General features: G+C 72.4%; 22 protein-coding genes. 5 read left to right on the forward strand and 17 right to left on the reverse strand.

Annotated features, from left to right (window positions below):
- Positions 1-115 precede the first annotated feature (115 nt).
- Positions 116-2,134 carry a Stk1 family PASTA domain-containing Ser/Thr kinase gene (pknB, locus tag MT346_RS14155; RefSeq protein ID WP_243563730.1) on the forward strand — a complete coding sequence of 673 codons (2,019 nt, stop codon included), beginning with the start codon at positions 116-118 and terminating at the stop codon, positions 2,132-2,134.
- Between the two features lie 73 nt (positions 2,135-2,207).
- Here pknB and MT346_RS14160 read toward each other — a convergent pair whose 3' ends face one another.
- The 3 genes from MT346_RS14160 to MT346_RS14170 form a co-directional block, all read right to left on the reverse strand.
- Positions 2,208-3,593: a class II 3-deoxy-7-phosphoheptulonate synthase gene (locus MT346_RS14160; RefSeq protein ID WP_243563731.1), complete on the reverse strand. Its 1,386-nt coding sequence runs from the start codon at positions 3,591-3,593 to the stop codon at positions 2,208-2,210.
- 61 nt (positions 3,594-3,654) lie between these two features.
- Positions 3,655-4,380, reverse strand: a complete 726-nt coding sequence (locus MT346_RS14165; RefSeq protein ID WP_243563732.1) for a 1-acyl-sn-glycerol-3-phosphate acyltransferase — start codon at positions 4,378-4,380, stop codon at positions 3,655-3,657.
- Positions 4,381-4,415: 35 nt separating this feature from the next.
- On the reverse strand, positions 4,416-5,369 hold the full coding sequence (locus tag MT346_RS14170; RefSeq protein WP_243563733.1) for an ROK family glucokinase: 954 nt from the start codon (positions 5,367-5,369) through the stop codon (positions 4,416-4,418).
- Positions 5,370-5,491: 122 nt separating this feature from the next.
- Between MT346_RS14170 and MT346_RS14175 the strand changes: the two genes are divergently transcribed.
- Positions 5,492-7,393: a long-chain fatty acid--CoA ligase gene (locus MT346_RS14175; protein WP_243563734.1), complete on the forward strand. Its 1,902-nt coding sequence runs from the start codon at positions 5,492-5,494 to the stop codon at positions 7,391-7,393.
- A gap of 95 nt (positions 7,394-7,488) precedes the next feature.
- Here MT346_RS14175 and MT346_RS18165 read toward each other — a convergent pair whose 3' ends face one another.
- From MT346_RS18165 to MT346_RS14185, 3 genes are all read right to left on the reverse strand, one after another.
- Positions 7,489-7,623: a hypothetical protein gene (locus MT346_RS18165; protein ID WP_279397084.1), complete on the reverse strand. Its 135-nt coding sequence runs from the start codon at positions 7,621-7,623 to the stop codon at positions 7,489-7,491.
- A 129-nt stretch (positions 7,624-7,752) separates the two neighbouring features.
- Positions 7,753-8,256, reverse strand: a complete 504-nt coding sequence (locus MT346_RS14180; RefSeq protein ID WP_243563735.1) for a peptide deformylase — start codon at positions 8,254-8,256, stop codon at positions 7,753-7,755.
- Between the two features lies 1 nt (position 8,257).
- Positions 8,258-11,668, reverse strand: coding sequence for a pyruvate carboxylase (locus tag MT346_RS14185; RefSeq protein ID WP_243563736.1), 3,411 nt, complete (start codon positions 11,666-11,668; stop codon positions 8,258-8,260).
- A gap of 60 nt (positions 11,669-11,728) precedes the next feature.
- On the opposite strand from MT346_RS14185, the gene MT346_RS14190 reads away from it, so the two are divergent.
- Positions 11,729-12,541 carry a ParA family protein gene (locus tag MT346_RS14190; RefSeq protein ID WP_243563737.1) on the forward strand — a complete coding sequence of 271 codons (813 nt, stop codon included), beginning with the start codon at positions 11,729-11,731 and terminating at the stop codon, positions 12,539-12,541.
- Between the two features lie 479 nt (positions 12,542-13,020).
- Here the strand turns inward: MT346_RS14190 and MT346_RS14195 are convergent, their stop codons facing one another.
- From MT346_RS14195 to MT346_RS14215, 5 genes are all read right to left on the reverse strand, one after another.
- Positions 13,021-13,581: a MerR family transcriptional regulator gene (locus MT346_RS14195; protein ID WP_243563738.1), complete on the reverse strand. Its 561-nt coding sequence runs from the start codon at positions 13,579-13,581 to the stop codon at positions 13,021-13,023.
- A gap of 219 nt (positions 13,582-13,800) precedes the next feature.
- Positions 13,801-14,505 carry a MerR family transcriptional regulator gene (locus tag MT346_RS14200; RefSeq protein WP_243563739.1) on the reverse strand — a complete coding sequence of 235 codons (705 nt, stop codon included), beginning with the start codon at positions 14,503-14,505 and terminating at the stop codon, positions 13,801-13,803.
- Positions 14,505-14,984 carry an FHA domain-containing protein gene (locus MT346_RS14205; protein ID WP_243563740.1) on the reverse strand — a complete coding sequence of 160 codons (480 nt, stop codon included), beginning with the start codon at positions 14,982-14,984 and terminating at the stop codon, positions 14,505-14,507. Before MT346_RS14205 ends, MT346_RS14200 begins: the two co-directional genes overlap by 1 nt.
- A gap of 463 nt (positions 14,985-15,447) precedes the next feature.
- Complete coding sequence (locus MT346_RS14210) at positions 15,448-16,440, reverse strand: iron chelate uptake ABC transporter family permease subunit (RefSeq protein WP_243563741.1); 993 nt, start codon at positions 16,438-16,440, stop codon at positions 15,448-15,450.
- Positions 16,437-17,471 carry an iron chelate uptake ABC transporter family permease subunit gene (locus MT346_RS14215; protein WP_279397085.1) on the reverse strand — a complete coding sequence of 345 codons (1,035 nt, stop codon included), beginning with the start codon at positions 17,469-17,471 and terminating at the stop codon, positions 16,437-16,439. The genes MT346_RS14210 and MT346_RS14215 overlap by 4 nt, the downstream gene beginning before the upstream one ends.
- A gap of 158 nt (positions 17,472-17,629) precedes the next feature.
- On the opposite strand from MT346_RS14215, the gene MT346_RS14220 reads away from it, so the two are divergent.
- Positions 17,630-19,156, forward strand: coding sequence for a S1C family serine protease (locus MT346_RS14220; RefSeq protein WP_243563743.1), 1,527 nt, complete (start codon positions 17,630-17,632; stop codon positions 19,154-19,156).
- Here MT346_RS14220 and MT346_RS14225 read toward each other — a convergent pair.
- A complete protein-coding gene (locus MT346_RS14225; RefSeq protein ID WP_243563744.1) occupies positions 19,153-20,340 on the reverse strand; it encodes a hypothetical protein in 1,188 nt (395 codons plus the stop codon). The two genes, MT346_RS14220 and MT346_RS14225, sit on opposite strands and share 4 nt — an antisense overlap.
- Before the next feature lie 230 nt (positions 20,341-20,570).
- Entirely contained in the window at positions 20,571-20,828 is a 258-nt protein-coding gene (locus MT346_RS14230) for a hypothetical protein (RefSeq protein WP_243563746.1), read from the reverse strand.
- Between the two features lie 34 nt (positions 20,829-20,862).
- On the opposite strand from MT346_RS14230, the gene MT346_RS14235 reads away from it, so the two are divergent.
- Positions 20,863-21,225, forward strand: coding sequence for an RNA-binding S4 domain-containing protein (locus tag MT346_RS14235; RefSeq protein ID WP_243563748.1), 363 nt, complete (start codon positions 20,863-20,865; stop codon positions 21,223-21,225).
- Between the two features lie 28 nt (positions 21,226-21,253).
- Here MT346_RS14235 and MT346_RS14240 read toward each other — a convergent pair whose 3' ends face one another.
- From MT346_RS14240 to MT346_RS14255, 4 genes are all read right to left on the reverse strand, one after another.
- Positions 21,254-22,195 carry a DnaJ domain-containing protein gene (locus tag MT346_RS14240; protein ID WP_243563750.1) on the reverse strand — a complete coding sequence of 314 codons (942 nt, stop codon included), beginning with the start codon at positions 22,193-22,195 and terminating at the stop codon, positions 21,254-21,256.
- A gap of 98 nt (positions 22,196-22,293) precedes the next feature.
- Positions 22,294-23,418 carry a winged helix DNA-binding domain-containing protein gene (locus tag MT346_RS14245; protein WP_243563751.1) on the reverse strand — a complete coding sequence of 375 codons (1,125 nt, stop codon included), beginning with the start codon at positions 23,416-23,418 and terminating at the stop codon, positions 22,294-22,296.
- Positions 23,419-23,437: 19 nt separating this feature from the next.
- Positions 23,438-24,184 carry a phosphotransferase enzyme family protein gene (locus tag MT346_RS14250; protein ID WP_243563753.1) on the reverse strand — a complete coding sequence of 249 codons (747 nt, stop codon included), beginning with the start codon at positions 24,182-24,184 and terminating at the stop codon, positions 23,438-23,440.
- A gap of 168 nt (positions 24,185-24,352) precedes the next feature.
- Complete coding sequence (locus tag MT346_RS14255; protein WP_243563754.1) at positions 24,353-25,258, reverse strand: NUDIX domain-containing protein; 906 nt, start codon at positions 25,256-25,258, stop codon at positions 24,353-24,355.
- Positions 25,259-25,296 lie beyond the last annotated feature (38 nt).

Raw genomic sequence — 25,296 nt, forward strand, 5'->3', positions numbered from 1 at the left:
ACGTGACCCGGGACCGCTCCGGGGGCGGCCCACACCTCATCCCTGAGATCGAGATTGCATCACGACCGGTGCGCCGATGCGCCGGTCCGCATCCTCGCTTCGTAGAATGCCGCCGATGACCACGAACGCCGCCACGGACCCGATGATCGGTCGCATGATCGATCAGCGGTACCGCGTCCGATCCCGCATCGCGCGCGGAGGCATGGCGACCGTGTACCTGGCGACCGACGTCCGACTCGAGCGCCGGGTCGCGATCAAGATCATGCACGGCCACCTGGCCGACGACGCGGCGTTCCGCGAGCGCTTCATCCAAGAGGCCCGTTCGGCGGCTCGGCTGTCCCACCCCAACCTGGTCGGGGTCTACGACCAGGGCGCCGAGGACGACACCGCGTACATCGTCATGGAGTACATCCCGGGCATCACGCTGCGGGACCTGCTGCAGGAGCACCGCGCGTTGACGCCCGAGCAGACGACCGACATCCTGCGCGCCGTGCTCGCCGGTCTGGCATCGGCGCACCGGGCGGGGATCGTGCACCGCGACCTCAAGCCCGAGAACGTCCTGCTCGCCGACGACGGCCGGATCAAGCTCGGCGACTTCGGGCTCGCGCGCGCCTCGACGCAGAACACCGCCACGGGAGCGGCGCTCCTCGGCACGATCGCGTACCTCTCCCCCGAACTCGTCACCCGCGGCGCTGCCGACTCCCGCAGCGACATCTACGCCGTCGGCATCATGCTGTACGAGATGCTCACCGGCGAGCAGCCCTACAAGGGCGAGCAGCCGATGCAGATCGCGTACCAGCACGCCCACGACACCGTGCCCGCTCCGAGCCTGGTCGTGCCGGGCGTGCCCTCCGAGCTCGACGACCTGGTCGCCTGGTCCACCGCGCGCGAGCCCGACGACCGGCCCCGCGACGCCCGCGAGATGCTCGAGCACATCAACGGCAACCAGCAGCGTGCGACCGGGCAGTACCGCACGGCCGTGCTGCGCCCCGAGAACGCGACCGCGATCCTCCCGGCCGGTGCCCCCGGTCCGGACGCGACCGACGCCACCACCGTCATCCCGCCACAGGGCGGGTCCGGAACGGGCCCCACCGGCCCCGCCGGCCGCGGCCGGAACGCACCGGGTCCGCGCCGGACGGGCCAGGCACCGGGCGTCCTGTCCCCCGCCAGCCAGCGACTCGCCGACAAGACGGCGAAGCGCCGGAAGCGTGGGTGGATCGCGCTCGTGGTCTTCGTGGTGATCGTCATCGTCGGCGCCGGCCTCGGCTGGTGGTTCGGACCGGGCCCCGGTGGCAACGTCCGGATCCCCGAGGTCGCCGGCAAGTCGGTGTCCCAGGCGCGACAGATGCTCGAGGCCGAGGGACTCCGCGCCGCTGACCGGACCCGTGCGCGGTTCGACGCCGTCGTGGCGAAGGGCGAGGTCTCCGCCACCGCTCCGGCGGCACGGCACGAGGTCCGCAAGGGCACCTCGGTGCAGATCCTGGTGTCGAACGGGCCGAAGATGATCACCCTGCCGGCGATCGTCGGGCAGTCGGCGACCACTGCCCAGGCCGCGCTCGACGACGACTTCGACCTGCAGGACCCGCAGTACCAGTTCTCCGCCGACGTGCCGAAGGACACCGTGATCGCCGCGACCGGCCGCGACACCGACGGCACCACGGTCGACCTGACCACCGTGCAGGAGTACGGCGAACGCGGGCCCATCACGCTCACGGTGTCGCTCGGGGCCGTCCCCGACGTCACCGGCAAGTCCGTCGACGATGCGCGGGCCGCGCTGCAGGACGTCGACCTGACCGTCGGCACGCAGACCGACCAGTTCGACGAGGACGTCCCGTCCGGCCAGGTCATCTCCGCGAAGGCCGAGGCCGACCCCGTCGTCAAGGGCACGGCGATCGACCTGGTCGTGTCGAAGGGCCCGGCGCCGATCACCCTGCCCGACGTCACCAAGCAGACGATCAACCAGGCGGCGTCCACACTCGAGGCACTGGGCCTCAAGGTGTCGTACCCGGACTGCAAGAACGTGCTGTGCGGCTTCTACGACTGGAAGTCCACGCTGCCCGTCACCGGGACCGACCCGGGCGCGAACGCCACGGTGCACAAGGGCGACACGGTCCGCCTGTCCTACGACCAGTAGGAACGCGACGACGAAGCAGACAGGAGGCCCGGTGCCAGCTGGCACCGGGCCTCTTGTCCGCAGGATGCGTGCGTCAGCGCGCGGGGTACGGGTGCGCGCCCAGTTCCTCTGCCACGAGGAACGCGAGTTCCAGCGACTGCATGTGGTTGAGCCGCGGGTCGCACAGGGACTCGTAGCGGGTGGCGAGGGTGGCCTCGTCGATCTGCTCCGAGCCGCCCAGGCACTCGGTGACGTCGTCGCCCGTGAGCTCGACGTGGATGCCGCCCGGGTAGGTGCCGGCCTCGCGGTGGACCTCGAAGAAGCCGAGGACCTCGTCCACGACGTCGTCGAAGCGGCGCGTCTTGTAGCCCGTCGGGGTGGTCAGGCCGTTGCCGTGCATGGGGTCGGTCACCCACAGCGGGTTGGCCTCCATGCCCTTGATGGCCTGCAGCAGCTTGGGGAGCTCGTCGCGGATCCGTCCGGCACCCATGCGGGTGATGAACGTCAGACGACCCGGCTCGCGGTTCGGGTCGAGCTTCTCGATCAGGGCTTCCATGTCGGCGACCGTGGTGGTCGGGCCGAGCTTGACGCCGATGGGGTTGCGGACCCGCGACAGGAAGTCGACGTGCGCGCCGTCGAGGTCGCGGGTGCGCTCCCCGATCCAGATGAAGTGCCCGGAGGTGTCGTAGGCCAGACCGGAGCGCGAGTCGATGCGGGTCATCGGGCGCTCGTAGTCCATCAGCAGTCCCTCGTGCGAGGCGAAGAACTCGACGTGCTTGAGCTGGTCGAAGTCGGCGCCGCACGCACCCATGAACCGGATCGCGCGGTCGATCTCCTGGGCGAGGTGCTCGTACCGGGCGTTGGCCGGGTTCGACGCGAAGCCCTTGTTCCACGAGTGCACCTGCCGCAGGTCGGCGAACCCGCCCTGCGTGAAGGCACGGACCAGGTTGAGCGTCGACGCGGCCGTGTGGTAGCCCTGCACGAGCCGGCGGGGGTCGGCCTGGCGGCTCTCCGGCGTGAAGTCGTACCCGTTCACGATGTCGCCGCGGTACGCCGGCAGCGTGACGTCGCCGCGGGTCTCGAAGTCGCTCGAGCGCGGCTTGGCGAACTGCCCGGCCATGCGGCCCATCTTGATGACGGGCATCGACGCGCCGTACGTCAGCACGACGGCCATCTGCAGGATCGTCTTGACGCGGTCGCGGATGGAGTCGGCCGTGGCGCCCGCGAAGGTCTCGGCGCAGTCACCGCCCTGCAGCAGGAAGGCCTTGCCCTGGGCCGCGGCGGCGAGCCGGTCGCGCAGCTGGTCGACCTCGCCCGCGAAGACGAGCGGCGGCAGCGTGGCGAGCTCGGCCGAGGCGGCTTCGGCCGCTGCCTGGTCCGGCCACGTCGGCTGCTGCTTGATGGGGAGCGTGCGCCAGTAGTCGAGACCGTCGATCGCGTCCGGTTCCTGCAGGGCGACGAAGTCGGTCGACTCGGACAAGGCGGTACCTCGGTGTTCTCTCGCTGGCGGTGGCCCGGCAGGGTGCCGGAGCCGTCCCACCCTACCGTGCAGGGGTGCTGCGGCGCTCTCGCATGACCTGCTCGCGGGCCGTGCTGGCGCGCTCCTTGACACTCGTCGCGTAGACGTCCTCGTACTCCTGGCGGCTCAGACCGGCGAGCTCGTGCATGATCTCGTCCGTGACGCTCCGCAGGATGAAGCGGTCGGTCTCGAAGCCCTGGAAGCGCGAGAAGTCGAGCGGCTTGCCGAAGACGACGCCGACACGTTTGAACTTCGGGAAGCGCTGCCCGATCTGCTGGACCTCACGCGTGCCGACCATCGCGACGGGGACCACGACGACCCGGCCCTCGAGGATCATCCGGGCGATGCCGGTCCGACCGCGGTAGAGCTTGCCGTCGGGGCTGCGGGTGCCCTCGGGGTAGATGCCGAGCTGCTCGCCGCGCGCCAGCACCTGCAGTCCGGTGCGCAGCGATGCCTCGGAGGCCTTGCCACCGGAGCGGTCGATCGGCAGCTGGCCGATGGCGTTGAAGAAGGTCTTGGTCGCCCAGCCCTTGAGCCCACGGCCGGTGAAGTAGTCGCTCTTGGCCAGGAAGGACATCCGGCGGTCGAGCACCGCGGGCAGGATCACCGAGTCGATGAACGAGACGTGGTTCGACGCGAAGATGACCGGCCCGGACGTCGGCACGTGCTCACGACCCACCACCCACGGCCGGAACAGCGTGAGGATGAGCGGGCCGAGCAGGAAGTTCTTGAGCAGCCAGTAGAGCATCGTCGACTCCGTTGCGGGTGGGCGGGCGCCGGGGGTCAGGCGGTCCGGGCGTGGATCCGTGCGAGGTCGGCCGCGCCGACGACACCGGCGTCGTTGACGAGCTCGGCGATCACGAAGTCCGGCTCGGGGTGGTACCCACGGGCCGGCAGGTTGTTGAGGTACGCCTGGCGGATCGGTTCGAGCAGGCGTTCCCCCGCGCTCGCGACGCCGCCGCCGAACACGAAGAGCTGCGGGTCGAGCACGGCGGAGAGCGACGCGCAGGCCTCGCCGAGGTGCCGTCCGAGCCGCCGCAGCGCCGACAGGGCACCCGGGTCGTCGGCCAGGATCAGCTCGCCGACGATCGCACCGTCGAGCTGGCCGCCGTTGTCGTCGCGGGCCTGGGCCAGCGCGACGCCGATGCCCCCCGCGTCGGCGACGTCGTTCGCCATGCGCTGCAGGGCACGACCGGAGCCGTACTGCTCGATGCAGCCGCGGGCACCGCAGCCGCACGGCAGGCCGTTCGGGACGATGCGCAGGTGGCCGATCTCGCCGCCGGTGCCGAAGCCGCCGCGGAACAGGCGGTCCTCGGTCACGATGGCGCCGCCGACACCGGTGCCGATCGTCAGCATGGTCATGTCCGACACCAGGCGACCAGCGCCGAAGCGGAACTCGGCCCACCCGGCGGCGTTCGCGTCGTTGTCGACCGTGATGTGCAGGTCGCCGAGGCGCTGCTGCAGCTTCTGGCGCAGGGGCTCGTTGCGCCAGCGGATGTTCGGCGTGTAGTAGACGATCGACTGCGAGGCGTCGATGAAGCCCGGGGCGGCGACACCGACCGCGCCGACGTCGTTCGCGTCGCGCAGTCGCGAGACCATCGCGACGACGTCGTCCAGCATGGCGTCCGGGTCCGCAGCGTTCGTGGCGACGCGGTCCTCGGCGACGATCTCGCCCAGTTCCGTGACGACCGCTCCCGCGATCTTGGTGCCCCCGATGTCGATTCCGATGGCGTGCACGAGCACCGAGCCTACCGGTTCGCTGCGTCCTCATCGAACGTGCGACATCCGCCCCTATGCTGGGATCAGAGCCGCCGATCTGAGGCGGACTCGTCATCGAACCGGTCGACAAGGGAGTTGCCGTGAACGATCACCGACCCGTCCCCACCAGCGTGTCACCCTCGGCGGAGGCGAAGACGAAGGCAACGGCGCAGACGTCCGCCCCGGCGCCGGTCGCCCCCGACCACGGCTCGGCAGCACGACTGCTGACGGACCGGGCCCGCGCGACGCCCGACCGGCCGATCCTGGCCGAACGCCACGGAGACACCTGGACCACGATCACCGCCGCCGAGGTCGAGCGCCGCGTGCGCGGCATCGCGAAGGGCTTCGTCGCCGCCGGGCTCGAGCCGGGCGCCCACGTGGCGATCCTGTCCCGCACCCGCCTGGAGTGGACGCTCGTCGACTTCGCCGTGTGGACGGCCGGGCTGGTGTCGGTCCCCGTGTACGAGACCAGTTCGCCCGACCAGGTCCGGTGGATCCTCGGGGACTCCGAGTCGGTGGCGATCGTCGTCGAACAAGAGGAGCACGCACGCCGGGTCGCCGGGATCGCGCCCGACCTGCCGCACCTCGGCCAGCACTGGACCATCGACGGCGGCGGGCTGGACGACCTGACCCGCCTGGGCGAGGACGTCACCGACGACGAACTCGACGCCCGGACGGCCACCGTGCACGGCCATGACGACGCCACGATCATCTACACCTCGGGCACGATGGGGCGCCCGAAGGGGTGTGTCCTGCGGCACGACAACTTCACCGCGACCGTCGAGGGCGCGACCGAGGCGATGCCCGAAGTGGTTGCCGACGGCTCGTCCACCCTGCTGTTCATCCCGCTCGCCCATGTGTTCGCGCGGTTCATCGCCGTGATGAGCATCTCCACCGGCGTGCTGGTCGGCCACGAGCCGGACACCAAGGACCTGATGCAGGCGGTGTCCACGTTCCGGCCGTCGTTCCTGCTGGCGGTCCCCCGCGTGTTCGAGAAGATCTACAACTCGGCCGAGCAGAAGGCCGACCTGGGTGGACGGGGCAAGGTCTTCCGCGCCGCCGCCGCCACGGCCGTCGCCCACTCCGAGGCCCTGGCGACCGGACGGGTCCCCCTCGCACTGCGCCTGCGGTTCCGGGTGTTCGACAAGCTCGTCTACAGCAAGCTGCGTGACGCGCTCGGTGGGCGTGTGCAGTACGCGATCAGTGGCTCCGCACCGCTGTCCCCGCGCCTGTCCCACTTCTTCCGGTCCATCGGTGTGCTGATCCTCGAGGGCTACGGCCTGACCGAGACCACCGCGCCCGCCACCGTGAACCGCGCCGGCGAGCTGCGCATCGGCTCGGTCGGGCGGGCACTGCCGGGCGTCGAGGTGCGCATCGCCGAGGACGACGAGATCCTGATCCGCGGCGTCGACGTGTTCGACCGCTACTGGAACAACCCCGAGGCGACCGACACCGCGTTCGCCGACGGCTGGTTCCGGACCGGTGACCTCGGCCGGCTCGACGGCGACGGGGTCCTCGCCGTCACGGGTCGCGCGAAGGAACTGATCGTCACGGCGAGCGGCAAGAACGTCGCGCCCGCGCCGCTCGAGGACGGCATCCGCGAGCACCCGCTCATCGGCCAGGTCGTCGTCGTCGGCGAGGCCAAGCCGTTCGTCGCCGCGCTCGTCACCCTCGACCGCGACATGCTGCCCGGCTGGTGCGCGTCCCGCGGGATCAGCCCGGCGCTCTCCCCGCGTGAGGCCGCCTACGACGAACGCGTGCACGCTGCCGTCCAAGAGGCGATCGACACCGCCAACAGCCGGGTCTCACGCGCCGAGTCCGTGCGGTCGTTCACGATCCTCGACACGGACCTGACCGAGGCGTCCGGGCACCTCACCCCGAAGCTGACGATCAAGCGCTCGGTCGTGATGCGCGACTTCGCGGCTGACGTCGAGCACATCTACTCGGGGTCGAAGGTGCAGACGACCGCGACGCCGGTGGTCCAGGGACGACGCCGGCGGTGAGCGGGCGGGCCGGCGCCCGCCACGGCCCGCCGCGCACCTGACTGGTGGCCCGGTGCCGGTCCACGGGACCGGGGCCGGGCCTCCTGTCGGTTGCGTCAGACGGCTGCGGCCTGGTCCGGCACGTCCGTCGGCTCGAGGACGGCCGTCGCGGCCGTCGTCGCGGGGGCCGGCTCGGGGCGCCGGTTGGTACGGGTGCGGTGCGAGCTGAGCTCGTCGTTCTGAGGGGCCATCGTGAATCCTGGGGTGTGGGTGACCGTGTCGGCAGGGAGTCCGACCCGGATACGGTACCGCTTCGTCAGGACATGTCGACAATCCCACGTCCGGGTGTCACGATCGTGCGGTGAACCGCAGCGGAACGGTCAGTGGAACCAGTCCTGCTCGCGGATGTCGCGGAGCGCCTGACGGCGGGTCTCCGGCGCGAGCGTCATGACGTAGACCGTGCCGTCGAGGTGGTCGACCTCGTGCTGCAGCGCCTCGGCCATCAGCCCGGTGCCCTCGACCTCGACCGGGTTGCCGTCGACGTCCACGCCACGCACCTTGGCGTACGGGTGACGGCTGGTCGGGTAGGCAAGACCGGGGACGGACAGGCAGCCCTCGTCCATCAACTCGGGCTCACCGCCGACCTCGACGACCTCGGGGTTCAGCACGTAGCCGACCTCGCCGTCGACGTTGTACGAGAACGCGCGCAGCCCGACACCGATCTGCGGCGCGGCCACACCGGCGCGGCCGGGCTCGCGCACGGTGTCGATGAGGTCCTGCACCAGGTCGCGGATGCCGGGTGACCCGAGGGCAGCGGGTGCGATCGGGTCCGCGGGAGAACGGAGGACGGGGTCGCCGAACAGGCGGATGGGACGGACGGTCACGTTACTGCAGCACCACCAGGAGGTCTCCGGCATCCACCTGCTGGGTCACCGGGGTCGCGAGTCGGCCGACGGTCCCCGCAACGGGAGCCGTGATGGCCGCTTCCATCTTCATCGCCTCGATGCTCGCCACGGCCTGCCCGGCCACGACGGTGTCACCGACGGCGACCTTGAGCGTCACCACACCGGAGAACGGTGCCGCGACCTGGTTCGGGTCGGAGCGGTCCGCCTTCTCGGCGGCCTTCGTCTCGACGTGGATCGAGCGGTCGCGGACGGCCACCGGCCGGAGCTGCCCGTTCAGGGTCGCCATCACGGTGCGGATGCCGCGGCCGTCGGCCTCTCCGATCGCCTCGAGCCCCACGAACAGGTCCACGCCCTTGCCGAGCGACACGACGTGCTCTTCACCGGCGCGCAGGCCGTAGAGGTAGTCGGTGGTCGGGACCGGGGACAGGTCGCCGTACTCGTCGCGGACCCGTTGGAACGCCTCGGTCGGCCCCGGGAACAGCAGCCGGTTCAGGGCCTGCCGTCGCTCGGGCCCGGACGCGGTGAGGTGTGCCCGCTCGTGCTCCGGCACGGGCGTGATCGTCGGCGTGACGTCGCGCCCGGCCAGGACCTTCGAACGGAACGGCTCGGGCCAGCCGCCGGGGAGTTCGCCGAGTTCACCCGCCATGAAGCCGATCACCGAGTCCGGGATGTCGTACTTCTGCGGGTTCTGCTCGAAGTCCACGGGGTCGGCGTCGACCGCGGCCAGCTGCAGCGCGAGGTCGCCGACGACCTTCGAGGACGGGGTGACCTTGGTCGGACGCCCGAGGATCCGGTTCGCCTCGGCGTACCAGTCCTCGACCTGCTCGAAGCGGTCGCCGAGCCCGAGTGCGATCGCCTGCTGCCGGAGGTTCGACAGCTGCCCGCCCGGGATCTCGTGTTTGTAGACACGACCGGTCGGGCCGCCGAGACCGGACTCGAACGGCGCGTACGCCCGACGCACGGCTTCCCAGTAGGGCTCGAGGTCGCCGACGGCCGCCAGGGACAGACCGGTGTCGCGCTCGGTGTGGGCGAGCGCCGCGACCAGGGCCGACATGCTCGGCTGACTCGTCGTGCCGGCCATCGGCGCGGCGGCCACGTCGACCGCGTCCGCACCCGCCCGGGCGGCGGCCAGCAGCGTCGCGAGCTGGCCGCCGGCGGTGTCGTGCGTGTGCACGTGGACGGGCTGGTCGAAGCGCTCCCGCAGGGCGGCGACGAGCCGCTCGGCCGCTCCGGCACGCAGCAGCCCCGCCATGTCCTTGATGCCGATGACGTGGGCCCCCGCCTCCACCATCTGCTCGGCCAGGCGCAGGTAGTAGTCGAGCGTGTAGAGGTCCTCGGCGGGGTCGAGCAGGTCGCCGGAGTAGCAGAGCGCGGCCTCGGCGACGGCGGTGCCCGTCGCGAGCACGGCCTCGAGCGCAGGGCGCAGCTGGCTGACGTCGTTCAGGGCGTCGAACACCCGGAACACGTCCACACCGGTCGCCGCTGCTTCTGCCACGAAGGCGTCCGTCACCTCGGTCGGGTACGGCGTGTACCCGACGGTGTTCCGGCCGCGCAGCAGCATCTGGATCGGGATGTTCGGCATCGCTTCGCGCAGCGAGACCAGACGCTCCCAGGGGTCCTCGCCCAGGAACCGGAGGGCGACGTCGTAGGTCGCACCGCCCCAGGCCTCCATGCTGAGCAGCTCGGGGGTCAGGCGGGCGACGTGCGGCGCGACGGCGATCAGGTCCTTGCTGCGGACCCGCGTGGCCAGGAGCGACTGGTGCGCGTCGCGCATGGTGGTCTCGGTGACGGCGAGCGGAGTCTGCGCACGGAGGGCCGCTGCCCACGCCGTCGGGCCGAGCTCGAGCAGCCGCTGCCGCTGCCCGGCGGGCGGCGGCGTTCCCAGGTCGACGTGCGGGAGCTTCAGCGCGGGGTCGACGATCTGCGCCCCACGCTCGCCGTTCGGCTTGTTCACCGTGACGTCCGCCAGCCAGTTGACGACCTTGGTGCCGCGGTCCTTGGACACGTGCCCGCTGAACAGCTGCGGGCGTTCCTCGATGAACGCCGTCGACACGTCGCCGCGGGCGAAGTCCGGGTCCTCGAGCACGGCCTGCAGGAACGGGATGTTCGTGCTGACCCCGCGGATCCGGAACTCCGCCAGGGCCCGCTTGGCCCGACCGACCGCGGTCGTGAAGTCACGGCCGCGGCACGTCATCTTCGCCAGCATCGAGTCGAAGTGCGGGCTGATCTGCGCGCCCGTGGCGACCGTGCCGCCGTCGAGCCGGACGCCCGCGCCACCCGGGCTGCGGTAGGTCGTGATGCGACCGGTGTCCGGTCGGAACCCCTGCGTCGGGTCCTCGGTCGTGATGCGGGTCTGCAGTGCGGCACCGTGCACGGCGACGCGGTCCTGCGTCAGCCCCAGGTCACCCAGGGTCTCCCCCGCGGCGATGCGCATCTGTGACTGCACCAGGTCGACGTCGGTCACCTCTTCGGTGACGGTGTGCTCGACCTGGATGCGGGGGTTCATCTCGATGAACACGTGCTGGCCGGCACGCTCGCCGACCGTGTCGAGCAGGAACTCGACGGTACCGGCGTTCACGTAGCCGATCGACCGCGCGAACGCGACGGCGTCGCGGTGCAGGGCGGCAGCGACCGCGGGGTCCAGGTTCGGCGCCGGCGCGATCTCCACGACCTTCTGGTTGCGGCGCTGGACCGAGCAGTCACGCTCGAACAGGTGGATGGTGCCGGCGTCGTCACCCGTGGCGTCGGCCAGGATCTGCACCTCGATGTGCCGGGGACGCAACACCGCCTGTTCGAGGAACATCGTCGGGTCGCCGAAGGCACTGTCGGCCTCGCGCATCGCTGCTTCGAGCGCGGGACGGAGCTCGTCCGCCGTCTCGACCCGGCGCATGCCACGACCGCCACCGCCCGCGACCGCCTTCGCGAACACCGGGAACCCGACGGCGTCCGCGCCCGCGATGAGTTCGTCGACGTCGCGACTGGCCGGGGTGCTCGCCAGCACCGGGACCCCCGCCGCGACAGCGTGCTGCTTCGCCGTGACCTTGTTGCCCGCCATCTCGAGCACGTGCTGCCCGGGGCCGATGAAGGTGATGCCGGCTGCTTCGGCTGCCGCGGCCAGGTCCGGGTTCTCGGACAGGAAGCCGTAGCCCGGGTAGATCGCGTCCGCGCCGGACTCGCGCGCCACGCGGACGATCTCGGCGACGTCGAGGTACGCGCGCACCGGGTGCCCGCGCTCGCCGATCAGGTAGGCCTCGTCCGCCTTGAGGCGGTGCAGGGAGTTCCGGTCTTCGTAGGGGTAGACGGCGACGGTGCGAGCGCCGAGTTCGACCGCCGCGCGGAAGGCACGGATCGCGATCTCGCCACGGTTGGCGACCAGGATCTTGCGGAACACGCGGGCCCTTTCAGCGCTGGGTCAGGTGGGACAACCTTAGTGGCGGTAACGTTGCTCAACGTGCATGTACTCAGCGTGAGCTCTCTCAAGGGCGGTGTCGGCAAGACGACGGTCACACTCGGTCTGACCTCGGCCGCGTTCGCCAAGGGCCTGCGAACGCTGGTCGTCGATCTCGACCCCCAGTCCGACGTCTCCACCGGCCTCGACATCAACATCGCCGGTCACCTCAACGTGGCCGACGTGCTCGAGAACCCGAAGGAGAAGATCGTCCGGCAGGCCATCGCGCCCTCCGGCTGGACCAAGGGCTCCCAGGGCAAGATCGACGTCCTGGTCGGCTCGCCCTCCGCGATCAACTTCGACGGACCGCACCCCTCCATCCGCGACATCTGGAAGCTCGAAGAGGCACTCGCCAACGTCGAGCAGGACTACGAACTCGTCCTGATCGACTGTGCGCCGTCGCTGAACGCGCTCACCCGCACCGCCTGGGCAGCCTCCGACCGCGTGACCGTCGTCACCGAACCGGGACTGTTCTCCGTCGCGGCCGCCGACCGTGCCCTGCGCGCGATCGAGGAGATCCGTCGCGGACTCTCCCCCCGCCTGCAGCCCCTCGGCATCATCGTCAACCGGGCGCGCGTGCAGTCCCTCGAACACCAGTTCCGGATCAAGGAACTCCGCGACATGTTCGGCCCGCTCGTGCTCTCGCCGCAGCTGCCGGAGCGCACCTCGCTGCAGCAGGCCCAGGGCGCCGCCAAGCCCCTGCACGTGTGGCCCGGCGAGTCCGCGCAGGAGATGGCGCGCAACTTCGACCAGCTGCTCGAGCGCGTCATGCGTACGGGCAAGATCGGCCCGTACGCGGACGGCACCCCCGCCTGACCCGACAGATCGGCACGCACCCACACGGCGCCGACGGCACGCCCGCCAGACCCGGCAGATCGGCACGCCCGCACACGGCGCGGACGGCACCCCCGCCTGACCCGGCAGATCGGCACGCCCGCCAGACCCGCCGTCCCCGACCGGTCACGACACCCCGCTCACGTCCGCCGACTGGTCACAGAGCGTCGGCTGGCGGCCGGATCAGCGACGAACTCCGACCACTCGACGCCGCGCACCCGGGGTGTCGTGACCACTCGGTCCGGCGCAGCACCCATGCGCACGCGTCGACATTGCTCCGACTTGGTCAGCACGACTCCCGCGCACGCGATCGCACCTCGACGGTGCAACACGCGCCGTTCAGTTCTGCGGCGGCCGCACCGACGCCGGCTCCGGACGCTCCAGATGCAGCAGTGCTGGAGCCTCGACGCACGACACGACGGCACCGCGCACACGGAACGTGCCGGATCGCCCGCGTGGGATCAGGAAGCGCGTGTGGCGCGGCGCGCTGCGAGCTCGTCGGCGGGGTCGGCCGCCGGCGTGGCGTCGAGCTCGACCAACGAGGACTCGACCTCGCGCAGGACCTTGCCCACGGCGATGCCGAACACGCCCTGCCCGCGGGAGACCAGGTCGATGACCTCGTCGTCCGAGGTGCAGAGGTACACGGACGCGCCGTCCGACATCAGCGTGGTCTGTGCAAGGTCCGACACGCCCGACTCGCGCAGCTGGTTCACCGCGGTGCGGATCTGCTGCAGCGAGATGCCGGTGTCGAGCAGGCGCTTCACGAGCTTGAGCACGAGGATGTCGCGGAATCCGTAGAGCCGCTGCGAGCCGGAGCCCGCAGCGCCGCGGATCGTGGGCTCGACGAGCTCGGTGCGAGCCCAGTAGTCGAGCTGGCGGTAGCTGATGCCGGCGGCCTTGGCGGCGACGGTGCCGCGGTAGCCGTTCTGTTCGTCGTGTTCCGGCAGGCCGTCGGTGAAGAGCAGACCGAGGTCGTACCGCGTCATGTCCGACGGGGTACCGGGGGTGCCACTGTCGCTCATAGAACTACCCCACTCATTGGACTGCCTTCCAGGACGATCGAGCCCTCACCCGAAGCTTCAACGACGGGTTGAGAGTTGTGCCGAGGTCCACGGTAGCGACTCGGACGGCTCCGGCGCGGGACATCCGACTCGGCGCGTCCGGCGTGTCGAGGATACGCCCAGCCGGGGACAGTGAGCCAGCCCCGGGACGACCGGCCCGGGCGCACGCGATGCCGCGACTCATCCGTCCATCCGACCGATGGCGGCCCGGATCAGGTTGGACCGGATCACCTCGAGGTGCCCGGCGATCTCGCGCGCAGCTTCGAGCGCCTTGGCCTTCGAGGTGGCGTCGCCACGGCGCGAGACGGGCATGAGCGCCGACTCGATGAGCCCGACCTCGCGTTCCGCAGTGGTGCGGAACGTGCGCAGGTGACGCGGCTCGATGCCGGTGCGCTGCAGTTCGACGAGGGCCTTGAGCACGACGACGGCGTCTTCGCCGAAGGTGTCGGACGCCGGCAGCAGGGACGCCGAGACGGCATCGGCCAGCAGCATCGGCGACGCGCCCGCCGCACGGACCAGGTCGTCGCGTGTGTACCGCTTCTCGCCACCCAGGATCGAGGGCCTGGGGCCGTCTCCGCCGCCGGGCAGCACGGGCTCACGACCGGCGTCGAGGTCGGCGAGGTACTCCTTGATGACCTTGAGTGGCAGGTAGTGGTCGCGCTGCAACCCGAGGACGACCCGCAGGCGCTCGACATCGGCCGGCGAGAACTTGCGGTAGCCGCTGGCGGTGCGGACCGGCGTGACGAGCTCGCGCTCCTCGAGGAACCGGAGCTTCGAGTTGGACAGCTCGGGGAACTCGGGCTTGAGACGGGCGAGGACCTGTCCGATCGTCAGCAGGTCCGCGGCTGGCGAACCCGACCGTACTGCGGCCGAGCGCGCAGCCACTACGCGTTCGCCAGGCGCGCCAGGTCGACGCGGGAGGCGTAGAAGGTCAGGCGGAACTTGCCGACCTGCACCTCGGACCCGTCGGCGAGCACCGCTTCGTCGATGCGCTCCCCGTCGAAGTAGGTGCCGTTGAGTGAGCCGTTGTCCTTGACGGTGAACGTCGTGCCCTGCCGCAGGAACTGGGCGTGCTTGCGCGACACCGTGACGTCATCGAGGAAGATGTCGGCGTCGGGGTGCCGACCGGCTGTCGTGACGTCGGAGTCGAGCAGGAACCGGGCCCCGACGTTGGGGCCACGGCGCACGACGAGCAGTGCAGAACCGGACGGCAGCGCGTTGATCGCGTCGCGTTCTTCGGGCGAGACACCGGACTCGGGCGTCAGGGCCGCTCCGAGTTCCATGCTGAAGGTCAGCGTCGTGTCGACCAGCCGCTGCTCCGGGGTGTTCTGTCCCTCGGGCTGCGGGACCACTGGATCTGGCATCGGTGGACCTCCTCCTCTTGGCGTCCAAGCGTATCGGAAACGCGGGGCGCGTCGAGAGCCCCGTGGACGGGTGACACGACCTGTCCGCGACGAGCGGACACGCCGTGTCCTCCGCATGGCGGACAGCACGCTCGCTCGGTGCACCACCGCCCAGCGAGGGTGCCCGTCCGTGATGCGTCGCGTCGCCCCACCCCTCACGACCGGTCACGACACCCCGCTCATGACCGCCGAATGGTCACGGATCGTCGGCCGACGGTCCGGCGAGCGACAGGAACCGACCGGTCGACCTGGTGCGCTCGGGGTGTCGTGACCGGTCGGGCGACGTGCTCGGTGCCGGCCCGCACCGCAAGCGCCGGCCTTCGGGCGACAGGTTCTGTGCCGGCCCGCACCGCAGGCCCCGGCCTTCGGACGGGAGGCCCGGTGCCGGCCCGCACCGCAGGCCCCGGCCCGGCGCCAGGTCCGGTCAGCGGCCCCGGGCCAGCAGCCAGAGCAGGTACGGCGCGCCCACGACACCGGTCACGACGCCCACCGGCAGCGCGGTGCCCGGGATCGCGAACTGGCCGATCAGGTCGCTCGCCAGGACGACCACGGCACCGACCACCGCTGCGGGCGCCAGCGCGACGCGGCCACCGCCCACCAGCCGCCGCGCGATCGGGGCGGCCATCAGCGCGACGAACGACACCGGTCCGGCGGTGGCGACCGCGCCGGCCGTCAGGCACACCGCGGTCAGCAGGAGCAGGACCTTGGCGCGGTCCGGCCGGAGCCCGAGCGAGGCCGCGACCTCGTCCCCGAGCGTCAGGATGCCCAGACGGGGTGACTGCAGCAGCGCCGCCGCGACGAGCACCACGAACGCGATGCCGAGCAGTCCGACGACCCCGCGGTCCACGGCGTTCAGGCTGCCGGACAGCCAGAGCAACGCGGTGCCGGCCTGTTGCACGGAACCGCTCGTCAGCAGCCACCCCGTCACGCTGAGGCACATCGCCGCGACACCGATGCCGACCAGGACGACCCGGTTGCCGGTGATGCCGCGACGCCAGGCGAGTGCGGCGATCACGGCCGAGACCACGAGCGCACCGACGACGACGGTCGCGAACAGGCTGGTGCCGGACGCCCCGAACAGCACGATGGCCGTCAGTCCGGACGCGCTGGCGCCCGAGGTGATGCCGATGACGTCCGGGCTCGCGATCGGGTTGCGGACCACGCTCTGCACGATCGCCCCCGCGACGCCCAGGCACGCACCGACCAGCAGTGCCGCCAGGGTCCGGGGACCGCGGAGCTGGCCGATCACGAAGTCCGACACCGTGTCGCCGTGTCCCACCAGCGCCGCGACGACCTGGGTGGGCGCGAGCGGGATCTCGCCGACGCCCAGTCCGACCAGGACCAGCGCGACGAGCACCACGAGCAGCGCTCCGAGCACCACGAGTTCTCGCCGGACGCCGACCGTGCGCGTCCTCACAGTCCGCGCACCGCCTTGGACCGCACGAGCGCGATGAACACCGGCGCGCCGAGGAGCGCGGTCACGATGCCGACCTGCAGCTCCCCCGGGTACGCCACGACCCGGCCGATGACGTCGGCGACGAGCAGCAGCGCCGGTGCGACGACCGCCGACAGCAGGATCGTCCAGCGGTTGTCGGGGCCGCTCAGGCGACGGACGGCATGGGGCACCGCCAGGCCGATGAAGGCGATGGGCCCCGCAGCGGCGACGGCCGACCCGGCGAGCAGCACGGTGACGAGTCCCCCGACGGCGCGGACCAGCACGACCCGCTGCCCGAGCGAGGCCGCGAGCTCGTCCCCGAGTGCCAGCGTGTTGAGCGAGCGACCGAGTGCGATCGCCAGGACGAGCCCGACGAGCACCGGGACGGTGACGACGCCGGCGGTGCCCAGGTCACCGCCCGCCAGCGCGCCGACCTGCCAGAAGCGCAGCTGGTCGAGCAGGCTCTGGCTCGTCACGAGGACCGCGGTCGTGACCGAGGCCAGGGCCGCGGCGACGACCGCTCCGGACAGGGCGAGCCCGACGGGGGTGAGCCCGCGCCGGGCGACGGCAGCGATGCCGTAGACCAGCAGCGCCGCCAGCCCGGCGCCGGCGAACGCGAAGGGCAGGTAGGCGGCGGTCCCGCTGATGCCGAACACCGCGATGCCGGTGACCACGGCCAGGGCTGCGCCCGAGTTGATGCCGAGGATGCTCGGGTCGGCGAGCGGGTTCCGCGTCACGCCCTGCATGACGGCTCCGGCGACGCCGAGGGCCGCCCCGGCGAGCAACCCGACGACGGTGCGCGGGATGCGGTTGCCGATGACGATGAGCCCGACCTCGTCGTTCCGGCCGGGGTGCAGGACTGCGTCGAACACCGTGCCGAGCGGGATCGGCCGTGACCCGAACGCGATGCTCAACGCCACCGCGACCCCGAGGACGACGACCGCGAGGACGGTCGCGCCGACGAGTCGTGGCACGGAACTGGGCGCCGGTGGCGCAGGCGACGGGGAACGCATGAGGGGTGAGGCAACCCTAACGTGGACACCCGTTCGGTGATCGCCGAGCGAGTCATGAGCAGGCGCAGGGCCCGTTCATAGCTCCGTCATGGGTTCGAGGCCTGTACTCGTACCCATCGACGCCCGACCGGGACGTCGAGAGCGACCGGAGAGCACCGATGAACGAGACCCCGAACCCCGACGCCGAACCGGGCACCACGCCGATCGACGCACAGGACGCCGCACCCCGCTCCACGTGGGAGGCCCCGCACGCGGACGCGTCGACGCTCCGCCCCGCCTACGCCTTCGACGGCTCCGGTCCGTACCTCTACGCTCCCGATGGTTCCGGCCCGTACGCCTACGCTGCCGACGGCCGCGGCCCGTACCTGATCGGCAGCCCGGCGCTGGCCGGCACACACACCTGGGCCCACGCGGCGCAGCACGGCGAGCACGCCGGCGCACCGTACGGCGGCGCGCACGCCCCGCAGGGCTGGAGCGGCGCGTTCGGCACGCAGCCCGGCACGAAGAAGCGTCGCCTGGGCCTGATGATCGGCTCGGGCATCGCCGCACTGGCGATCGTCGGCGCTGCCGGCGGTACGGCCCTCGGCCTGTCGTCGCACGGCACGCAGACCACCTCGAGCCAGTCGCAGGGCACCACGACCCTGCCCGGCACGGGCTCGGGCAGCGGCACCGGATCGGACGGCAGCGGGACGAACGGCTTCACGGTGCCCGGTGACGGCAGCGGGAGCGGCAGCAGCGACGGCAGCTCCGGCACGAGCACGCAGAGCCCCGCGACCGCAGCGACCGCAGCGCAGAAGAAGGGCGTCGTCACGATCAACACGGTGCTGAACTACGACGCCTCGTCGCAGGCGGCAGGCACCGGCATGGTCCTGACCAGCGACGGCACGATCCTGACGAACAACCACGTCATCCAGGGCGCGACGAGCATCACGGTGACCGACGAGACGACCGGCAAGGAGTACAAGGCCGACGTGGTCGGCGCCGACGCCACCAACGACGTCGCCGTGCTGAAGCTCGAGGGTGCCTCGGGCCTGTCGACCGTGTCGCTCGACGACGACGGCGGCGCGAAGACCGGCGACACGATCACCGACGTCGGCAACGCCGAGGGCACGGGGAACCTGGTGGCGGCCGAGGGCAGCGTCACCGCGACCGACCAGGACATCCAGGTGCAGAGCGAGTCCGGCACGGGCACCGAGTCGCTGACCGGCCTGATGGAGCTCGCGGCTGACGTCGTGTCCGGCGACTCGGGCGGTCCGGTGCTCGACTCCGAGGGCGAGGTCGTCGGCATGGCGACCGCGGCGTCGTCGGGCTCGGCGGACGTCACCGGCTACGCGATCCCGATCGCGACGGCGAAGTCCATCGCGGACAAGATCCTCGACGGCCAGGCCGGTGGCACGATCACGATCGGCCTGCCCGCGTTCCTGGGCGTGCAGGTCAGCGGCACGGCGACCAGCGGTGGCGTCGCGGTGGCCGGCACCATCGCCGAGTCCGGCGCGGCGAACGCGGGGCTCGTGGCCGGCGACACGATCACCTCGATCGACGGCACGGCGATCACGAGCGCGGACCAGCTGACCCAGGTCATCCAGTCCAAGTCCGTGGGTGACAAGGTGCAGGTGGGTTACACCAACACCACCGGCGCATCGACCACCACCACGGTGACGCTCACGGCGGGACCCGCCGTCTAGGAAGCAGCGGGCAGGAACGCCCGCACCAGCGACCGGTACACGTTGGCCGGCGACTCCGCTCCGAACGCGGTGGCGCCGGCTTCCGTGCGTCCGACGCGCGCGAACCCGATGCCCTCGGCCCGGACGATCGTGACCGGCCGCGGCTTCCCCGGACGGCGCAGGTACGACACCGTCCACGGTGCGGCCCAGAACCGTGCCAGCCGCGGGTCGGCCTCGGCCACCTCCGCCGGCAGGTCGGGTGCGTCGTCGCCACCGGCCAGGCGCCGGTCGACCAGGTCGGCCCGCAGCGCCCCCGTGCGGAACGGGAAGGTCCATGCCGGACCGACACCGAGCCTCCCGGCCGCGGTCTGCAGCACGCGCTCGGCCGACAGCTGCGCGAGGACCGAGCCGCGGTCGTCCGGTGTGTCGACCACCGTTCCGGACCAGGCCTGGAGGCGCGTCACGCGCCCGTCGGGCAGGTGCTGTTCGAGCGTGGTCGGTGCCTGGTCGTCGCTCCACGGCTCCAGCAGCGCCTGCGTGGTCGCGGGGAGCGTCCCGAAGCGGCCGACCAGGCCCGCCTCGACGAGCTCGCGGCCCCCGGCCGACCGCAACAGCGTCGGGCTCCAGCGCTTGCCGGCCATGCTCTGCAGGGTCGCGAGGGCCTCGTCGCCGATGCGGGGCCCGGCGAGCTCGGTGGGTGCGGGTGGGACGGGCAGTGCCTCGAGCTCGCGGGTGTCGCGGGCGGTGACGGGCCCGGTCGCCCGGACGGACTCGAGGACGGCGAACACGACGTCGTCGGTGGCCTGGAGTCGGGCGAGGGGGCGCTCGACCGTCACGTCGACGCGGTGCCGGCCGGTCACGAAGAGCAGGTGGGCGCCGGCGATGTCCCCGTGGCCGTCCTCGTCGTCACCGCCGGTGTCCGGCCGGACGTACTCGACCAGCCGTGCCGGCGCGCCGACGCTGGTCCACACGTCGCACCCGACCAGCAGCAGCCCGTCGACGGCTCCCGGCAGCCGGTCGAGCAGCGACGCTGCTTCGTCGCCGATCGCACGGTCGCTCGGCCGCGAGCGGACCGTCAGGACGACGTCGTCGCCGGTGATGCGCAGGTCGGCCTGGGCGGTGTCCTCGCGCTGCCAGGAGTCCGGGTGGCGCAGGGCGAGGCGTGCGGTGCGGTCCTCGGTGCCGAGTGGGACGGGGACAGGCATGGGCCGAGGCTACGACGGCGGGGTGCACCGGTCGGTCGCGGCTCGCCGGGGTCGGGCGGGTTGGCGCCGCGCACGGTGCCACCCCCCGCACGGTGCGGGTCTGCGCGCTGGTGCGAGGTCGACCGGCCCGTGCGAGGAACGTTCCCCGCACCACCCGATCGACCTCGCACCGGCGACCAACCTCGCACGGTGCCGACCCGCGCACGGTGCGGCGCCGGTGCAGCGGTGTCTCAGCGCCCCCGTGTCCGCGGAGCCGGCGGCGGCGGCACGCGCTTCGCGGCGACGACGTCCGCCAGGGCCACCACCACGGGTCCCCGGCGGGTGTCGATCGTGACGGCGTCCGCCGTCCGCACCGCGACCTGCCCGAGGGCATCGCGCGCACCGTCGCCGTCGTGCGCCCGGACGACGACCCGCTCGCCGATCTGCACCGCCGCGAGCAGCTCGAGCGCGAGCCCCCGTGCGATCACGTCCTGCGCCTCGGCACCCATGCACCCGAGGGTACGGCGCGCCTAGGGTGGGGACATGGACAGGGCCCGGGTGGACGCATGGATCTGGGCGGTCCGGATCACGAAGACCCGGTCCGCCGCCACGACCGCGTGCAAGGCCGGGCACGTCAAGGTGAACGGCGAACGCGCGAAGCCCGCGCAGCCCGTCGGCCCCGGGGACGAGGTCCGCGTGCGACAGGCCGGGTTCGACCGGATCGTCGTCGTGAAGAGCATCATCCTCAAACGCGTCGGTGCGACCGAGGCGGCGAAGCACCTGGACGACCGGACGCCCCCGCGGCTGCCCGCCGAAGAGGCCGGGTTCGTCCCGATGCGCGAGCGCGGCGCCGGTCGACCGAGCAAGCGGGAGCGCCGCGACCTCGAGAAGCTCCGCGGCTACTGAGCGCCCGACCCGCCAGCTCCCCGACCCGTCAGACGAAGCGGACGGTCTGCTGCAGCCGGTCGCGGACCTCGAACACGTCGACGGCACCCTCGGGCGACCACACCCCGTTGAGCACCTGCCCGAGCGCACTCCGCCGCACGACGAAGGCGGTGGGCTTGCGCTGCGGGCCGACGAGTTGCACGTCGACGTCGACCGCCGAGTCCGGCACGACCAGCAGCCGCCCGGTGAACCGCACGCGGGTCTGCTTCTGCACGGCTCGAGCGGCGCGGACGAGCTCCTTGACGGGACGCTCCCCCGGCTCGAGGGTCTCGCCGACGACCTCGCCGTGCTCGATGCGCACCGGGCCGCCCCAGTCGATGGACTCGAGCGCCCAGAGCCCGCTCGGCATGAGCACGACGTGGTCGAGCTTGCCCTCGGCCCCGGCGTCCAGGTCGTGCCAGACGGTCACGCCGATGCCCATGTCGGCGACGATCGACGCGGTCGCCTCTTCGGCGAGCGCCTCGCCCAGCAGCCGGCGGATGAACCGGGGCGCGGAGCGGATGAGCGACGGGTCGTACGGGTCGTCGATCGGGTCGCCGAGGCCGACCCACTCGCGTTCCGCGGCCAGGAACACCTCGCGCGACCGACCGCCGGGGTGTCCGTGGGACCGGGCCCGGGGGCGGGAGTCGCGACGTGCCGTGGGTGGTGCGTAGGCGTCGCGGGCCGTGCCGGTCCTCCAGTCCGATCCGCCGGACGGTGCCGTCGGGGCGGACGTGGGGCGGGACCCCGTGTCGTAGGCGCGCCGGGCGGCGGGGGTGCCGACGCGTTCCCACGCGATCTGGACGCGGCGGAACCGGACGGCGTCCCCGCCCAGGTCGGGGTGCGTCTCGCGCGCGGCGCGGCGGTAGGCGCGACGGAGTTCCTCGTCGTCGGCGGTCGCGGCGACGCCGAGGACTTCGTACGGGGTGGCGTCGGCCGGGCTGTCGGTCATGGCCCTGGCACAGTACCCGACCGTTCGTATGGACCAGCCGCATGCGCGCTGCGGACTGCCTGGAGGTCCCACCGACGCTGCGGGAGCGGTGCGGACCGTCAGGTGGCCGGGTCCAGGACCTGCAGCACCACGGGCAGGTCGAGGAACCGTCCGACGTGGCCGGCGGCGGCCTCGACGGCACGGGTGGCCGCGCCGGACAGTGCGGCGAACGGCGTCACGGTGATGCGGACGTCGCGGGTGCGTTCGGTGGTGCGCCAGGTGCCGACGACCTGTCCGCGGTGCACGACCATCGCCAGGAACATGCCGTTGGCGCCGGGGACGACCCGGTGCGCGTGCTCGGGGGCCAGGTGGCCCGTGCGGTCGGCGTACCCGAGCAGGTACTCGTCGAAGCCGGGCAGCAGGTGCGCGCGGGTCAGCTGCGCTGGGTCTGGCTCAGGGCGGTCGGCGAGCGCGAGGAGTCCGCCGCCGAGGTCCTCGATCGTGTCGCCTGCTGCGGCCCGGGCCCGGCGGAGGTCGCCGCGCGGCAGCTTCGTCCAGTGCGCGGCGTCGGACTCGGTCGCCGGCCCGCGGCCCCGCAGGTACCCGACCAGTGTGCGGCGGAGTGCCTCGTCGTGGTCGGGCACGGGCTCGGTGGCGGGTGCCCACTCGTCCAGCAGGACGAGCTCCTGTCCCACGCGGCCGGTCGGTCCCCACGCGACGAGTCCCTGCTGCGACAGGTGCAGCAGCAGGTGGTACCCGCGCTGGCCCGCGGGGTCGATGCCCGCGTCGCGCCAGCGGGCGAAGACGTCGTCGCGACCGAGGGACCTCCCGCCCTGCAGCATGGCGATCGTGGCGTCACGGGCCCGCCCGACCAGCGCGTCGTCGATCTCCAGCTCGCGCGCCCGCCGGGTCAGTCCGCGCAGGGTCCGCTCGGCGGTCAGCGACAGGATCGTCCGCAGCGTGTCGGCGTGCAGGACGTGCAGGGTCCCGCGCATCGGCCACGACCGGACGAAGTCGCCCCGGTCGAGCGCGGCACGGACGTCGGCGCGCGTCATGCCGAGGGCGCGTGCGCCGACGGCCCACAGGGACTGGCCGAGGTCCTGCCCCTGCAGCGCGTGCAGGTGCTGCACGACGTCGAGCGGTGTCCCGCCCCGGTGCCCGACGTGCTGGGCGGCCAGGCGCATCGCACGCAGCTGGACGGCGGTCGGGGGCACGGGGACAGAGCCGTCGGTTGCGGTGCTCATGCCGTGCTCGTGCTCGTGCTCAGGCGACCGCGCGGGTGATCGCGTCGGCGTGCTCGTCGAGGTAGGCGACGTCGGCGCGGTACAGCTCGGCGTGTCCGTGCTGCAGGTCGCTGACGAACTTCGGGTTGCCGGCGGCGGCCTCGGACTCCAGCGTGGTCACGAGTGCCACGATCGAGGCCACCATCGTCGGCGCGAGCCGGGCGCGGGACTCGGCGTCGAGCCCGTACGCGCCGCAGAACTCCGCCGCGCGGGCCAGGCGTTCGTCGAGCGACGGCGCGGTGCTGCCCTCGACCACCCCGGTGGTGAAGGGCGCGAACCGGTAGACCGCACTGGCGACGTCCCACACCCGGGGGCCGGGGTGCGCCGTGTCGAAGTCGATGACGCCGACGGCCTGGATGCCGTCGTACACGCAGTTGTAGGGCGCGAAGTCCCCGTGCACGACGGTCTCGACGGGCGACCGCGCGGACTGCGACCAGACGTCCACCGCATCGTCGAGCGGGAACGTGGCGGCGGCGTCGTGGTAGTGCCGGAGCAGCCGGGCGCTGGTGACGAGCGCGGCCTCGCTGGCGATGTCCTCGGTCCACGGGTACTCGCCCGCGACGCCGGGGACGAACGACACGGTCTCGAGGGTGTCGCCGAGGGCGATGGGTTCCGGTGCCGCGACGAAGCCCTGCTCGTGCAGGTGCCCGAGCAGGCGGTGCACGGTGGGGGTCCACGGTCCGGCCGGCCGGTGCACGCGGTCCGCTGCCCTGGTGATGCGCTCCATGAGAGCCCTCCTGTCGCGGTCGTCGTCATTGACGTGCTGCTGACGTGTCGGTCAGCGTAGCGGCTCGGTGCCACCGATGTCGCGATCCATCCGTGATCGGACAAGGCCGTCGCGGCACCCACGCTCCAGCCGCTCGTGCGCTCTGCCAGCTCGCTCGGACGGCCCGCGCTACCGCTGCTCGCGCAACCAGCTCGGCCCGTGGACCACGACCTGGTCGCCCAGCGCGCTCACCCGGGCCCGCAGACCCCGGTCGGCGGTCACCACGACGACCGGTGCGGCCCCCGCGGCCACGGCTGCGGCGGCCGTCTCGACGACGGCGTCGTCCCCGGAGCCGTCGGCACGGACGACCGCGACGGTGTCCGGCCGGTCGTCGGAGGCGTCGGCGTCGCGTGCAGCACCCTCGAGCACCACGGACCAGCGCGGCCACCACCGGTCGAACCCGAGTCCGAGCGCGGCGGCGGGGAGCCCCGAGGCGGCGAGCGCCGTCACCCCGTCGAGCAGCCGGGTGGCCGCGCCGGCACGGTCCTTCCACCAGCCGTCGGGCACGCTGCCGACGACGTTCGCCGCGTCGACGACCACGTGCGGGGTGACGTCGATCACCGCGCGGAGAGCCGGCCACGATGCGCCGAAGCCCGGGTGCAGGGGCAGGTCGTCGACCTCGGCGACCGGGACCCACGACAGCGCCAGGCTCTCGCGGTCGGCGATGACGGGCTCGAACGGACGGGCAGCGCGGCCGACGACGGTCGTGTAGGTCCAGAACCCCAGGTCGAGCACGGCCGTGTGGCGCAGGTCGACGCCGCCGTCGGGCACCCCCGCTTCTTCCGCGGACTCGCGGAGCGCTCCGGTGACGGCGTCCTCGTGCTGGTGGCGAGCACCGCCGGGGATCCCCCACGTGCCGCCGTGGTGGCTCCACTCGACACGGTGCTGCAGCAGCACGCGGCCGGCGCCGTCGTCGACCAGCAGGCCGGCGGCTCCGAACAGTCCCCACGCCTTGGTGCCGTCGGGTCCGTACGCCCAGGCGTCGCCGGGATCGCGGGGACCGGGTGGCGGACCAGGGGGCAGGACGTCGGGCACGTGTCCACCCTTCCACACGCTCCTCGCACGCGGCCGTG

The organism is Curtobacterium sp. VKM Ac-2922 (genome assembly GCF_022815645.1).
In the GTDB taxonomy this organism is placed as follows: domain Bacteria; phylum Actinomycetota; class Actinomycetes; order Actinomycetales; family Microbacteriaceae; genus Curtobacterium.

Excerpts from the sequence above, each read along its gene's own strand:
- pknB (WP_243563730.1), top strand. The coding sequence starts at position 116 with ATGACCACGAACGCCGCCACGGACCCGATGATCGGTCGCATGATCGAT.
- MT346_RS14165 (WP_243563732.1), bottom strand. The coding sequence starts at position 4,380 with ATGCTCTACTGGCTGCTCAAGAACTTCCTGCTCGGCCCGCTCATCCTC.
- MT346_RS18165 (WP_279397084.1), bottom strand. The coding sequence starts at position 7,623 with ATGGCCCCTCAGAACGACGAGCTCAGCTCGCACCGCACCCGTACCAAC.
- MT346_RS14195 (WP_243563738.1), bottom strand. The coding sequence starts at position 13,581 with ATGAGCGACAGTGGCACCCCCGGTACCCCGTCGGACATGACGCGGTAC.
- MT346_RS14205 (WP_243563740.1), bottom strand. The coding sequence starts at position 14,984 with ATGCCAGATCCAGTGGTCCCGCAGCCCGAGGGACAGAACACCCCGGAG.
- MT346_RS14215 (WP_279397085.1), bottom strand. The coding sequence starts at position 17,471 with ATGCGTTCCCCGTCGCCTGCGCCACCGGCGCCCAGTTCCGTGCCACGA.
- MT346_RS14220 (WP_243563743.1), top strand. The coding sequence starts at position 17,630 with ATGAACGAGACCCCGAACCCCGACGCCGAACCGGGCACCACGCCGATC.
- MT346_RS14225 (WP_243563744.1), bottom strand. The coding sequence starts at position 20,340 with ATGCCTGTCCCCGTCCCACTCGGCACCGAGGACCGCACCGCACGCCTC.
- MT346_RS14230 (WP_243563746.1), bottom strand. The coding sequence starts at position 20,828 with ATGGGTGCCGAGGCGCAGGACGTGATCGCACGGGGGCTCGCGCTCGAG.
- MT346_RS14235 (WP_243563748.1), top strand. The coding sequence starts at position 20,863 with ATGGACAGGGCCCGGGTGGACGCATGGATCTGGGCGGTCCGGATCACG.
- MT346_RS14240 (WP_243563750.1), bottom strand. The coding sequence starts at position 22,195 with ATGACCGACAGCCCGGCCGACGCCACCCCGTACGAAGTCCTCGGCGTC.
- MT346_RS14245 (WP_243563751.1), bottom strand. The coding sequence starts at position 23,418 with ATGAGCACCGCAACCGACGGCTCTGTCCCCGTGCCCCCGACCGCCGTC.
- MT346_RS14250 (WP_243563753.1), bottom strand. The coding sequence starts at position 24,184 with ATGGAGCGCATCACCAGGGCAGCGGACCGCGTGCACCGGCCGGCCGGA.